We start from the raw sequence: 14,158 nt of genomic DNA, 5'->3' as shown, positions 1-14,158 counted from the left end.
TTGATACAGCACCTTTTATTTTGTTATTTGTTATTTTTTTTAGATTGAATATATTCAGCTATAGAAATTATAAGGCATATAAAACATGAAATAGCAACTAAAATATATACAAATCTCATTCCAGAAATAAATATATCAGGTCTATTAGGAACAGATCCTAAAACTCTAAATCCAGCTAACTTACTCATTTTTGCATATAAAATAGAGGTTGAAGCTGATACTCCAAAGGCAAGACCTAAATTCCTTATTAAGGCATTAGTACCTCCTGCTATTCCAAGCTTATCCTTAGGAACAGAGGACATTATAAGGTTTGTATTTGGAGATTGGAATAATCCATTTGAAAAACCTAATAAAGATAACATAAGGAATATGGATGTTTCACTTGAGTTACTATTTAATGATGATAATAAAATCATTGAAACTCCTGTTAAGAATAATCCTATTAAAGTAAGTATTTTACTTCCTATTTTATCTGATAATGTTCCACTAAGTGGTGCAATAACAAATAATACAATTGGATAAGCTGTCATTATAACTGAAATTTTTCCAGGACTATAGCCTAAAATGTCATTTAAGTAAAAGGGTTGAATAACATTAATTGTATTTATTGCAGTAAAGGAAATAAATGCACATATTAAGCTTACTGAGAATATTGGCTTTTTAAATAAGCTTAAATGAAGCATAGGATTCTTTATCTTGTTTTCATAGATTAAGAATAAAGCAAGAATAATAAGTCCAATTATTAATCCTAGGATTACATATATGCTAGTAAAGCCTAAATGTTGGCTAATTAATATTGATGTAAATATAAGAATTGTAGCAATGAAAAACATTGTTGCTCCAGGCTTATCCATTGACTCAGATTCCTTAGGAATTCTTATTGGTAGATATTTTTTAGCGAATATGTAGCAAATTATACCTATAGGTACATTTATTAAGAAAATATAGTGCCAAGTGAAATATGTAACTATGAATCCACCTAATGCTGGACCTAATATAGAACCTAAGGCAACAAAGGAACCAGAGATACCTAAAGCTTTTCCTCTTTCCTTAGGAGGGAAAACATCTGTTATAATACCTTGGTTAGTGGACATTAACATAGCGGCACCAATAGCTTGCACAACTCTAGATAATACTAGAATAGGAAGTGATGGGGATATTCCGCAAAGGAAAGATCCAAGAACAAATATTAAAATCCCTTTTATAAATACTGAACTTTTTGAATGCATATCTCCTAATCTACCAAAGATTAAAATTGATGCAGAAATTATTATTAAATATGAACTTACAATCCATTCAGTTCCAGCCATAGTTGCACCAAGTTCTTTTTGAAGAATTGGAAGGGCTACATTAACTATGCTACTGTCTAAACATGCCATGAATGGTTGCATTACTAATACTGCTAATATAAACCATCTGTTTTTATAAACTAAATCTTCAGTGTTTTTAGAGTTTTCATTAGCATTATTCACCTAATCATCTCCTTTATTAAATTTTAATTAAATTTTTGTTAAACATTAACTATACAATTATAAAACGACAAAATTTTATTGTCAAAATTGAAAAAACTCATATTTTTCATGTATAAAGGCCTTTTATGAATTAAAAAATATTAAATTTCTAATAATTACTTCCTTTATTAAAAGTTGACTTTAATTAAAATATGCTTACCTAAAAATATTGTTTTAATTTGGAAGAGGGAAAATATCCTATGTTATTATTCATATAAAAGTGTTAGAATAGATACAAAGGAAATAAGTTACATCAAGGGAGGACTTAATATGCTTAAGGTATTTTTTTCTTTTAAAAAACATTTTATAGAACATAAGCTATTGATTCTTTCAGTGGTTCTTTCACTATTTATGTCTAGCATATTAAAATGGAGTTTCTTCAAATATATAGTTGGTATATTATCTTTTTGTATGATTATGCTAGACTATAAAGAGAGTTTAGATAATTTTGTTGAAAGCAAAAAATTAATATATAAAAAGTATATAAGGAATATATTCTTTTTAGTTGATAGTTTAATTGTAGGATTTATAATAAATGAAGTATTTTGGATACTTACTAAAAATGAAATATTTCAATTTAAAGAAGGGGTTTTAAAGAGTACATTAATAACAACAATAAGTATAATAGCCATAGTTAATATTGTTTATGCACTTTTTCTAGAAAAATTAGATTTTGAAGACATAAAGTGGATAAGTATTGTCTTAACTTTATTTATAATGAATAGCAATGTTATTAATGGAACAATAAACAGTTTATACATAATTCAAAGTAAGGATGGATTAAATTTAATTATTACCTTAATAATTGTTTTAGGTATATTTTTTATTAGCTATTATATATTTAAAACTTTGATTTTACAAAGTATTAAATTAAAAAAATAAATATAAAAATAGGTATTGGGAAGAATAATAATAAATTATTTCAAATATGAGGAGGTAAAAAATGAAAAATAATTTTTTAAAACACAAAAAAAGTCCATTAATGTATCCAGCTTACTGTGGATCATCTTCAACTAAAGGGGAAGGTTTTAAATTAAAACCTTTAGATTATCCTTATGATGCTTTAGAGCCATCAATAGATGCAGAAACAGTAAAAATTCATCATGACAAACATCAACAAGCTTATGTAGATAAGTTAAATAAAGCTTTAGAAAAACATCCTGAGCTTTATGGCAAAAGCTTATACGATATTTTAAGCAATTTAGATGATATGCCAGAGGATATTATGGCTGATTTAGTAAATCAAGGTGGTGGAGTTTATAACCATGAATTCTACTGGAGCATTTTAGGAAAAGGATGTAATAGACCAGTTGCTGAAATAGCAGATGCTATAGACAGAGATTTTGGTTCTTTTGAAGAATTCAAAGAAAAGTTTAAACAATGTGGAATCTCTACCTTTGGTTCAGGTTGGGCATGGTTAGTTAGTGATAAAGATGGAAAGTTAGAAATCATGTCAACTAAGGATCAATCATCTCCTATTTCTTTAGGATTAATTCCTATATTAACAATGGATGTTTGGGAACATGCTTATTATTTAAAATATCAAAATAGACGTCCAGAGTATATAGACTATTTCTTCGATATAATAAACTGGAAAAAGTGTGAAGAATATTATAACAATAGATAATAGAAAAATATCATATAATATGTAATAAATCATAGAAAGAGCGTGTATTAAAGTGGTTTTTAAATAAAATTTACTTTAATACACGCTTTTTTAAATATTATATGGTAATATTTGTAAAATTATTGTAGTATACATATTATGTGAATGGTAAATTTAAAATTATACTTAGGGAGAAAAGCTGTTAAGTTTTTTATAAAAAATAACTTAAGGACTGAAAGATAGGGGGAAATTATGGCGCAATATAAATTTATGAGAAAAAATCTTTCAAAATATAAATCTTATTTATTAACTTCAATTTATGGATTAACGTCAGAATCATCAAAGGGAGTAAAGGATTATATTAGTAAAGAGTCAACTAAGAAAAATATTGATGGAGAAGTTATAGACTTAAAGGAAAAACTAAAAAGGGGATTAGAGTTTAACAATAAGGATATTACAAATCCTAAGTTTATTCTAGAAGGGAATATAGAATTTAGAAAAATATTAAGCATTGAAATATTAAAAAGTAATGGGTTAGAAATAGTTGTTGATAGAGAATTTCCTAATATAGTTCAATATAAAATAGGAGAGAAGATCCTTAAGGGAGCAAGAAAATCAAGGGATGAATTTTTAATAAATGGAAGTAGATTTAAACCTAAAGTAACCTCAGAAAAAATTTATGACCATATTGAAGGAGAGTATTATTTATATAGATTGAATTTTAGAAATATAAATGTAGAGATGGCAATATCTTTTAAAATAATTGATAATACAGTTAAACTTCAGTTTGAAGAAATAAATGAAAAGGGGGAGTTTAAGATTTATAAAATACAAATTCCAAATCATAATCTTATAAGCATAAATGAAGAGGAAGAAAATCTAGATATTACTACAGCAAGAGCTCATGGAATATTAAGTTCTAATGATTACTTTTATGATTTAAGAGAAAAAGAAGTTGATCAGAATCCAGTTCATCAGACTATGGCATTTTTAGATAATGGAGGATTAGTTGCATCTTTAGAGAATAATGTCCTTGATTATGAGAAACAAGTATATTATCAAACAACTTTAAATGAAGGGGTTAAAGAAGCAGGACTTTGGAATGGCTCATGGACATATAGGGAGCAATTAAGTGACTCAGAGGGTGGAACTTTTAGTGGAGTAACTGAATTACCTTGGTCAAGAATTGTAATTTCAGGAGATAAAAATAATGATGATTTAGTTGACTAATTATTTAGATGGTTTTGGACAAATGATGCTTATTAAAGGGTATGAATCAGAGGGGCATCATAGTTCTCACCAAGACTATAGTAATAACTTTAATAAAAGAGCTATTGGAGTAGAAGAATTTAATGAAATGTCTAAGGTTGTTTAAGAAAAATATAATACCTTAGTTGGGGTTCATATAAATATGAGGGAAATATATCTAATAATGTTAACTATTTATAATAAGAAAGTTTAATAAACTATGGGAAAAACTAATTGGAGTGAAACAAGTATAGTTAGAGATATGGGATTTGATAGTTATAAATTTAAAGAAACCTTAACTTTAAGAACAAAAAGGTAATAATAAAAATTGGGAGGAAAAAATTATCCTTCCAATTTTTTTAACTATTTACAATACTTGTAAACGATATTATAATTGTAATGTAAATATTTTGAAATAGGAGGGGACTATGAAAAGAAAAATGCTTAAGAGACTTTTAACTTCAGCTTTTGCTTGTATGTTTATTGCAAATGGCTTAATAACTACTACTGTAAGAGCTGTAGGACCTAAAACTGGGGAAGAAAACCAGGTTTTAGTTCCAAATTTAAATCCAACACCAGAAAATTTAGAGGTTGTAGGAGATGGATTTAAGATAACTTCTTCTATAAATTTAGTTGGTGAGGAAGAGGCAGATGAGAATGCAGTAAATGCTTTAAGGGAATTTTTAACTGCAAACAACATAGAAATAAATAGTGAAAATGATCCAAATTCAACTACCCTTATAATAGGTGAGGTTGATGATGATATTCCTGAGTTAGATGAAGCTTTAAATGGAACTACAGCAGAAAATTTAAAAGAAGAGGGATATGCTTTAGTTTCAAATGATGGGAAAATAGCTATTGAGGGTAAAGATGGAGATGGAACTTTCTATGGAGTTCAAACATTTAAGCAATTAGTTAAGGAATCTAATATACCAGAAGTAAATATAACTGATTATCCAACAGTTAGTGCTAGAGGTATTGTAGAAGGCTTTTATGGAACTCCTTGGACACATCAAGATAGATTAGATCAAATTAAATTTTATGGTGAAAATAAATTAAACACATATATTTATGCTCCTAAAGATGATCCATATCACAGAGAAAAATGGAGAGAGCCATATCCAGAAAGTGAAATGCAAAGAATGCAAGAACTTATAAATGCTTCTGCTGAAAATAAGGTTGATTTTGTTTTCGGTATTTCTCCAGGAATAGATATAAGATTTGATGGAGATGCAGGAGAAGAAGATTTTAATCATTTAATAACAAAGGCAGAATCTTTATATGACATGGGTGTAAGAAGTTTTGCAATCTATTGGGATGATATTCAAGATAAGAGTGCAGCTAAACATGCTCAAGTTTTAAATAGATTTAATGAAGAATTTGTAAAGGCTAAGGGAGATGTAAAACCATTAATAACAGTTCCAACAGAGTATGATACTGGAGCTATGGTAAGTAATGGACAACCTAGAGCTTATACTAGAATTTTTGCAGAAACTGTTGATCCTAGTATAGAAGTTATGTGGACTGGCCCTGGAGTTGTTACAAATGAAATTCCTTTAAGTGATGCACAACTTATAAGTGGAATATACAATAGAAATATGGCAGTATGGTGGAATTATCCAGTAACAGATTATTTTAAAGGTAAACTTGCCTTAGGACCAATGCATGGATTAGATAAAGGATTAAATCAATATGTAGATTTCTTTACTGTAAACCCAATGGAGCATGCTGAGCTTTCAAAAATATCAATACACACAGCTGCTGACTATAGCTGGAATATGGATAACTATGATTATGATAAGGCTTGGAATAGAGCAATTGATATGCTTTATGGTGATTTAGCAGAAGATATGAAGGTATTTGCAAACCATTCAACAAGAATGGACAATAAAACTTGGGCTAAATCAGGAAGAGAAGACGCTCCAGAGCTTAGAGCAAAAATGGATGAGTTATGGAATAAGTTATCTTCTAAAGAAGATGCAAGTGCTCTTATAGAAGAGTTATATGGCGAGTTTGCAAGAATGGAAGAAGCTTGTAATAATCTAAAGGCAAATTTACCTGAAGTTGCTTTAGAAGAATGCTCAAGACAACTTGATGAACTTATTACTTTAGCTCAAGGGGATAAGGCTTCATTAGATATGATTGTAGCTCAATTAAATGAAGATACAGAGGCTTATGAAAGTGCTAAAGAAATTGCACAAAATAAATTAAATACAGCCTTAAGTAGCTTTGCAGTTATATCTGAAAAGGTTGCTCAATCATTTATACAAGAAGCTTTAAGTTTTGATTTAACATTAATAAATCCAAGAACAGTAAAGATAACAGCTTCATCAGAAGAGACTTCAGGGGAAAATGCACCAGCTTCCTTTGCTTCAGATGGTGATATGAATACTTTCTGGCATAGTAAATGGTCATCACCTGCTCATGAAGGTCCTCATCATTTAACTTTAGAATTAGATAATGTATATGAAATAAATAAAGTTAAATATGCTCCAAGACAAGATAGTAAAAATGGAAGAATAACAGGGTATAAAGTATCTGTTAGTTTAGATGGAGAAAACTTTACAGAAGTTAAAACTGGAACTTTAGAAGATAATGCAGCTATTAAATTTATAGAATTTGATAGTGTTGATGCTAAATATGTAAGATTAGATGTTACAGATAGCGTTTCAGATCAAGCAAATGGTAGAGGAAAATTTGCTACTGCTGCAGAGGTTAATGTTCATGGAAAGTTAAAAGAAAATGCTGAGGTAACAGGAAGTGTATCTCTTGAAGCTTTAGAGGAAGTTCAAGTTGGAGAAAACTTAGAAGTTGGAGTGGGTATAGACGAATTAGTAAATGCAGAAGCTTTTGCTTATGATTTTACACTAAATTATGATGAAAATGCCTTTGAATATGTAGAAGCAATTTCTGATGATGGAGTATTTGTAAATGCTAAGAAAATAGAAGATGGAAAGGTTAGAGTGCTTGTAAGTTCTTTAACTGGAGAACCATTGCCAGCTAAAGAAGTTTTAGCTAAGGTTGTCCTAAGAGCAGAAGCTAAAGCAGAAGGAAGTAATTTAAGTGTAACCAATTCATCAGTTGGAGATGGAGAAGGATTAGTTCATGAGATTGCAGGAACTGAAAAAACAGTTAATATAATAGAAGGAACTAGTCCAGAAATTGTTGTAAATCCAGTAAGAGATTTTAAAGCATCAGAAATAAATAAAAAGAATGTAACTGTAACTTGGACAGAACCAGAAACAACAGAAGGCTTAGAAGGATATATTCTTTATAAGGATGGTAAAAAGGTAGCTGAAATAGGCAAGGATGAAACTTCTTATACATTTAAAAAGTTAAATAGACATACAATCTATAACTTTAAGATTGCAGCTAAATATTCAAATGGGGAAGTTTCAAGTAAAGAAAGCCTAACTTTAAGAACTGCAAGATAGTAATACAAATAATAATATAAGGTGCACCTCATTTTGAGATGCACCTTATTAAATTACATAGAATATAACATGAGATTTATCTTATTAAATAGAAATAGTATAAAAGACTGAAGAAAATATATTTAGTGGGATGTTTTTTGTAGAAAGAAATATTTTTTATAAAGAGATAAATTTTAAATTAGTAAAATGTGATATAAAGCACATTTTATGAATTTAAAAAATATTAGATTTTAAAATGTTTATTGAAAAGGATTAATAGGTAAAAATATAATTTGTTTTCAATAATTTGGGAAAAAATATGAGAATTATTCTCAAATGTTGTAATAAAATAAAAAAATATTGAGTTTTTTTAGAAAAATTTTTAGAAATATATTGTTACATCGCCATTGTTTTGTTAAAATAGACGTGAGGGTAATTAAATATCCCATAGGGACGAAAAAAGTCCCAAGTTGTTAAGAGGAATAGATATAGTAAATTTTTACTATAAGTTATTTTTTAGGGAGGAGAAATGAATATGATGTATTCAAGCGAAGTTCAAGAAATGTGTGTAATTGCTAAAGGTCCAAACCACGGTCCAGCACCAATCCCTGTAGAAGGTAGATGGGTTCAATCAAGAGAAATAAAAGATGTTTCAGGTTTAACTCATGGAGTTGGCTGGTGTGCACCACAACAAGGAGCATGTAAATTAACTTTAAACGTTAAAGATGGTATCATAGAAGAAGCTTTAATAGAAACTATAGGATGTTCAGGTATGACTCACTCAGCTGCTATGGCTTCAGAAATATTACCAGGAAAAACTATATTAGAGGCTTTAAACACAGACTTAGTTTGTGATGCTATAAATACTGCAATGAGAGAATTATTCCTTCAAATAGTTTATGGTAGAAGCCAAACTGCTTTCTCAGAAGGTGGACTACCAATAGGAGCAGGTCTTGAGGACTTAGGAAAAGGATTAAGATCACAAGTAGGTACTATGTACGGAACTTTAGCTAAAGGACCAAGATACCTTGAAATGGCTGAAGGATATGTAACAAAAGTAGCTTTAGATGCAGATGATCAAATCATAGGATACAGATTCGTTCACTTAGGTAGAATGATGGAAATGGTAGCTAAAGGAATGAGCGCTAACGAAGCTATGGAAAAAGCTACTGGTCAATACGGAAGATTTGACGAAGCTGTTAGAACTATAGATCCAAGACACGAATAATCTATATATTCATTATTGAAGGAGGATAATAAAATGGCATTATTTGAAAGTTATGAAAGAAGAATTAACCAAATACAACCTGTATTAGAAAAGTACGGAATGGAAACAATAGAAGATGCTAAAGTAGTTTGCGAAAATTTAGGAATCGATCCTTATACAATCGTTAAAGAAACTCAACCAATAGCATTCGAAAATGCTGGATGGGCTTACACTTTAGGTGCTGCTATAGCAATCAAGAAAGGATGTAAAACTGCTGCTGATGCTGCTGAAGCTATCGGAGAAGGATTACAAGCTTTCTGTATTCCAGGATCTGTTGCTGATGACAGAAAAGTTGGATTAGGACACGGAAACTTAGGAGCTATGCTTTTAAGAGATGAAACTAAATGTTTCGCATTCTTAGCAGGACACGAATCATTCGCTGCTGCTGAAGGTGCTATCAAAATAGCTGAAAAAGCTAACAAAGTTAGAAAAGAGCCTTTAAGAGTTATATTAAACGGTCTTGGAAAAGATGCTGCATTCATAATTTCAAGAATCAACGGATTTACATATGTTGAAACTAAATTTGACTATGTAACTGGTAAATTAAACATCGTTAAAGAAACTCCATACTCAAACGGTCCAAGAGCTAAAGTTAAATGCTACGGTTCAGACGACGTTAGAGAAGGTGTTGCTATAATGCATCATGAGGGAGTTGACGTATCAATCACTGGTAACTCAACTAACCCAACAAGATTCCAACACCCAGTTGCTGGAACATACAAAAAAGAATGTGTTGAACAAGGTAAGAAATACTTCTCAGTAGCATCAGGTGGTGGTACAGGAAGAACTCTTCACCCAGATAACATGGCTGCAGGTCCAGCTTCATACGGTATGACTGATACTATGGGAAGAATGCACTCAGATGCACAATTCGCAGGATCATCATCAGTTCCAGCTCATGTTGAAATGATGGGTCTTATCGGTATGGGTAACAACCCAATGGTAGGAGCTACTGTTGCAGTTGCTGTTGCTGTAGAAGAAGGAATGAACAAATAATAGATATATCAACGCTTAGGAAAGATATAAGTCTATTATAAAGTTTTAATAAATGAGTACACGTTATGTAAATATTAAATTTGCATGACGTGTATTTTTTTATTACAAATATTACTTTTGTTGAAAATGTTTTAGTATAATAAAATATAGAAAAAAATAGAAAAATTATAATTTAGTAAACAAAAAAGGTGGAATTTTAAAAAGATTTGTTTTATAATTATTGGCTAATTTTGATTTAGGAAGTATAATATTATTGGAAAGATTATGAGCAATAAGTAATAATTATAAGAAATTCATTATTTTCCTTAGAATTAACATTGATTTATAATGAATTTTTTATGATTTTATATAAAATATTAATTTTTTATAAAAGGAGGGTAACATGAATAGAAATAGATTAAGCTGTCTTATAGTAGGTGCTGTAATTGGAGCTGGAGCAATAGTTTGTACAACTAATACTAAAGTACATGCGAAACCAGTGAATGAGGTTAAAAACATTAATACTTCTAAAGGAAATTCATTTGGAGAAATTATTTCATCAGAAGACCTAGGATTAAGAAAAGGTGCAGATTCTTCTCATGAAATAATAACTTCAATACCTAGGGGCGCTAGAGTTAACATAATAGACAAGGTATCTGATAACTGGTATAAAGTTGGTTATAAAGATTTTGTAGGTTATGTAGAAGCTAAGGACATAAGAGTACTAGGAGATAATTTAAATCAAGATAATGTTGGTTTAATTTCTGCTAATCAATTAAATGTTAGAACTAGCCCAAATGAAAATGGTCAAGTGATTGGAACTTTACATAAAAATGATAAGGTAAATGTATTAGATAAATCAATTGATGGTTGGTATAAAATTGATTTTAATGGTAGAAGAGCATATGTATCTAGTAAATATGTTAATTTAATTTCATATAAAAATAATGAAGTTAAGACAGAAGTAAAAAAAGAGCCAATTGAAGGAACAGGTAAGGTTAATATAAATACAGCTTTAAATGTTAGACAAGCGTCTACTACAAATAGTAGGATTATTGGTAGCTTAAAAGGTGGAGAAAAAGTTAACATAATAAGTGAAAGTAATGGATTTTATAAAATAGAGTTTAATAATTCATATGGCTATGTTTATTCTAAATACATATCAAAAGATGGAGACAGTGAAAAGGTTCAAGTTGTAAAACAAGAAGAAGTTAAAAAAGAAAAAGTTGATGAATCTAAAAAAGAAGCTAAAGCTACTCCTAAAGCAGAACCTGTAGTTTTGGCTGTTAGATCTCTTAATAAGACAGGAATAGTAAATGTAAGTAGTTCACTAAATGTAAGAAGCAGCGCAAGTACAAGCAGTAAAGTTATAGGAAGCTTAAGCGGAAACACAAAGGTAACAATAGTAGGAGAAGAAGGAGCCTTCTATAAAATAGAATATAAAGGTTCTCATGGGTATGTAGCTAAGGAATATGTTAAAGATGTTACAGAAAGCAATAATAGTAACCAAGGTACACAGACTCCAGAAAAACCAAGTACTCCTGAAACTACTAAAAAGACAGGAATAGTAAATGTAAGTAGTTCTCTAAACGTAAGAGAAGGAGCAAGTACAAGCAGTAAAGTTATAGGAAGCTTAAGCGGAAACACAAAGGTAACAATAGTAGGAGAAGAAGGAGCCTTCTATAAAATAGAATATAAAGGTTCTCATGGGTATGTAGCTAAGGAATATGTTAAAGATGTTACAGAAAGCAATAATAGTAACCAAGGTACACAGACTCCAGAAAAACCAAGTACTCCTGAAACTACTAAAAAGACAGGAATAGTAAATGTAAGTAGTTCTCTAAACGTAAGAGAAGGAGCAAGTACAAGCAGTAAAGTTATAGGAAGCTTAAGCGGAAACACAAAGGTAACAATAGTAGGAGAAGAAGGAGCATTCTATAAAATAGAATACAAAGGTTCTCATGGATATGTAGCTAAGGAATACGTTAAAGATGTTACAGAAAGTAATAATAGTAACCAAGGTACACAGACTCCAGAAAAACCAAGTACTCCTGAAAGTACTGAAAAAACAGGAATAGTGAATGTAAGTAGTTCACTAAATGTAAGAAGCAGCGCAAGTACAAGCAGTAAAGTCATAGGAAGCTTAAGCGGAAACACAAAAGTAACAATAGTAGGAGAAGAAGGAGCATTCTATAAAATAGAATACAAAGGTTCTCATGGATATGTAGCTAAGGAATATGTTAAAGATGTTACAGAAAGTAGTAATAGTAACCAAGGTACACAGACTCCAGAAAAACCAAGTACTCCTGAAAGTACTGAAAAAACAGGAATAGTGAATGTAAGTAGCTCTTTAAACGTAAGAGAAGGAGCAAGTACAAGCAGTAAGGTTATAGGAAGCTTAAGCGGAAACACAAAGGTAACAATAGTAGGAGAAGAAGGGGCATTCTATAAAATAGAATATAAAGGTTCTCATGGATATGTGGCTAAGGAATATATCAAGGATATTAAAGACGAGGTAGTAACAGAACCAGAAAAACCAAGTAACCCTGAAAATAGTAAGAAAACTGGTGTTGTAACTGCATCTAAAGGATTAAATGTAAGGAAAGAAGCTAATACTTCATCTCAAATTATTGGAATTTTAAATAGTGGAGAAAGTGTTGAAATAATAGGAGAAGAAAATGGTTTCTATAAGATAACTTATAAAGGACAAGAAGCTTATGCATCTAAAAATTATATAAATATTTTTGATGGTAACTCAAATGTTAATCCTGGATTAGATATAGGAAATGCTTCAAAAACAAATTATGGAGTATCACTTAACGAATATATAAAATTACAACAAAGAAATAATCCTTCAAATTATTCATACTCAGAATTTGAAAAATATATAAATCCAGCTAAAGCTACTAATAAGCTACAGTTCTTAAGAATAGATAAATTTAGATCAGTTAATGTAAGTGGATTAAGTAGTAGATTAAGTAACAAAGGAGTTTTAACAGGACAAGGACAAGCTTTTGTAAATGCTGCTAAAGCCTTTAACATAGATCCTATATACTTAGTTGCTCAATGTTTACACGAAACAGGTAATGGAACAAGTAAACTTGCAAAGGGTGTAACAATTACTGAAATTGCAGATGAAAGTAAACCTATATATAATGGTAATGGTCAATTAGTAGGATATCATATGATTAAATTATCTAAGCCAGTAACAGTTTATAATTTATTTGGAATAGGGGCTAAGGATAATTCATCAGTTTTTCCAAATAGAGCTTTAATATTAGGAACAACATATGCTTATAATAGAGGTTGGACAAGTATTGAAAATGCTATAAAGGGTGCTGCAGAATTTGTTTCATTAAATTATGTTCATAGTTCAAGATATAGTCAAAATACTCTTTATAAGATGAGATATAATCAAAATGTATCAAATATATGGCATCAATATGCTACAACACCATGGTATGCATCAAGTATTGCTGATATTATGAGGAGTTATCAAGATTTATATTTAGAAAATAATTTCACATTTGATGTACCTGTTTTTGCAGGATAATAATTAAAGTGATTTACAGTTTAATTAAAATAGGAGTCTAGTTGACTCCTATTTTTTTTGCTATTACTATTTTATTCTTTATAATTATGATTAAAATCATATCTTTACAAAAAATAAGAAATTTAATAAGGATATTATTATAGAGTTTCTTTAGGAATTATAAAGTTTACTTACCTAATAAAATAATTAAAATCTTAAACAAGTAAATGAATAATTAAAACTTTTATTAAGTAAAATAATAGAGAAGTATTTTTAGGAGAATAGATTTTGGAATTTTTAGATTGGAAATTTATTTTTATAATAATAACTTTTGCTTTTATAGGCTTAATATGTATATTTAAAAGATCAAAGATTGGATTAACAGCAGCCTCAGTAGGTATTATTGGAAGTTTGATTTTATGGGGTTTTTTTAAAGTTAGTATTAAGGTTAGAAATTTCTTAGATGGAGTGGGTTTAAGTTTTAAAGATCTATTAAACTTTTTATTTGTAGTTATTACTGCAATAATAGCATTTTTAGTAATTTTTCTTTTTTTAAAGGCATTTAATAATTTTGGAAGTAAAATAAGAAAAAGATAAGACGAAAAG

The 14,158-nt window shown here is 29.6% G+C and carries 10 protein-coding genes; 9 read left to right on the top strand and 1 reads right to left on the bottom strand.

What is annotated here, in order from left to right; all coding sequences use genetic code 11:
- Window positions 1-23: 23 nt before the first annotated feature.
- Window positions 24-1,472: an MFS transporter gene (locus CPF_RS07050; RefSeq protein WP_003467196.1), complete on the bottom strand. Its 1,449-nt coding sequence runs from the start codon at window positions 1,470-1,472 to the stop codon at window positions 24-26.
- Window positions 1,473-1,781: 309 nt separating this feature from the next.
- On the opposite strand from CPF_RS07050, the gene CPF_RS07045 reads away from it, so the two are divergent.
- From CPF_RS07045 to CPF_RS07010, 9 genes are all read left to right on the top strand, one after another.
- Complete coding sequence (locus tag CPF_RS07045) at window positions 1,782-2,393, top strand: hypothetical protein (RefSeq protein ID WP_011010339.1); 612 nt, start codon at window positions 1,782-1,784, stop codon at window positions 2,391-2,393.
- 61 nt (window positions 2,394-2,454) lie between these two features.
- Complete coding sequence (locus CPF_RS07040) at window positions 2,455-3,138, top strand: superoxide dismutase (protein WP_003467108.1); 684 nt, start codon at window positions 2,455-2,457, stop codon at window positions 3,136-3,138.
- 231 nt (window positions 3,139-3,369) lie between these two features.
- The gene (locus CPF_RS07035; RefSeq protein ID WP_041702669.1) at window positions 3,370-4,347 is read left to right on the top strand and encodes a hypothetical protein; all 978 of its coding nucleotides are present in this window, start codon (window positions 3,370-3,372) and stop codon (window positions 4,345-4,347) included.
- Window positions 4,340-4,492, top strand: a complete 153-nt coding sequence (locus CPF_RS14885; RefSeq protein ID WP_080503684.1) for an endo-alpha-N-acetylgalactosaminidase family protein — start codon at window positions 4,340-4,342, stop codon at window positions 4,490-4,492. The genes CPF_RS07035 and CPF_RS14885 overlap by 8 nt, the downstream gene beginning before the upstream one ends.
- A gap of 301 nt (window positions 4,493-4,793) precedes the next feature.
- A complete protein-coding gene (gene nagJ, locus CPF_RS07030) occupies window positions 4,794-7,799 on the top strand; it encodes an O-GlcNAc hydrolase NagJ (RefSeq protein ID WP_003456570.1) in 3,006 nt (1,001 codons plus the stop codon).
- Between the two features lie 514 nt (window positions 7,800-8,313).
- Window positions 8,314-9,006, top strand: a complete 693-nt coding sequence (locus CPF_RS07025) for an iron-sulfur cluster assembly scaffold protein (protein ID WP_003477845.1) — start codon at window positions 8,314-8,316, stop codon at window positions 9,004-9,006.
- A gap of 33 nt (window positions 9,007-9,039) precedes the next feature.
- Window positions 9,040-10,041, top strand: coding sequence for a GGGtGRT protein (locus tag CPF_RS07020; protein ID WP_003452142.1), 1,002 nt, complete (start codon window positions 9,040-9,042; stop codon window positions 10,039-10,041).
- A 382-nt stretch (window positions 10,042-10,423) separates the two neighbouring features.
- Entirely contained in the window at window positions 10,424-13,573 is a 3,150-nt protein-coding gene (locus tag CPF_RS07015) for an SH3 domain-containing protein (protein WP_011590707.1), read from the top strand.
- A 267-nt stretch (window positions 13,574-13,840) separates the two neighbouring features.
- Window positions 13,841-14,149, top strand: coding sequence for a hypothetical protein (locus tag CPF_RS07010; RefSeq protein WP_003456488.1), 309 nt, complete (start codon window positions 13,841-13,843; stop codon window positions 14,147-14,149).
- Window positions 14,150-14,158 lie beyond the last annotated feature (9 nt).

Origin of the sequence: Clostridium perfringens ATCC 13124 (assembly GCF_000013285.1) — a bacterium.
In the GTDB taxonomy this organism is placed as follows: Bacteria; Bacillota; Clostridia; order Clostridiales; family Clostridiaceae; genus Sarcina; species Sarcina perfringens.
This window is presented reverse-complemented; position numbering and strand designations above follow the sequence as displayed.

Bases quoted from the DNA above. Each gene is read 5' to 3' on its own strand.
- CPF_RS07025 (WP_003477845.1), top strand. From the start codon at position 8,314: ATGATGTATTCAAGCGAAGTTCAAGAAATGTGTGTAATTGCTAAAGGT.
- nagJ (WP_003456570.1), top strand. From the start codon at position 4,794: ATGAAAAGAAAAATGCTTAAGAGACTTTTAACTTCAGCTTTTGCTTGT.
- CPF_RS07015 (WP_011590707.1), top strand. From the start codon at position 10,424: ATGAATAGAAATAGATTAAGCTGTCTTATAGTAGGTGCTGTAATTGGA.
- CPF_RS07040 (WP_003467108.1), top strand. From the start codon at position 2,455: ATGAAAAATAATTTTTTAAAACACAAAAAAAGTCCATTAATGTATCCA.
- CPF_RS07045 (WP_011010339.1), top strand. From the start codon at position 1,782: ATGCTTAAGGTATTTTTTTCTTTTAAAAAACATTTTATAGAACATAAG.
- CPF_RS07035 (WP_041702669.1), top strand. From the start codon at position 3,370: ATGGCGCAATATAAATTTATGAGAAAAAATCTTTCAAAATATAAATCT.
- CPF_RS07020 (WP_003452142.1), top strand. From the start codon at position 9,040: ATGGCATTATTTGAAAGTTATGAAAGAAGAATTAACCAAATACAACCT.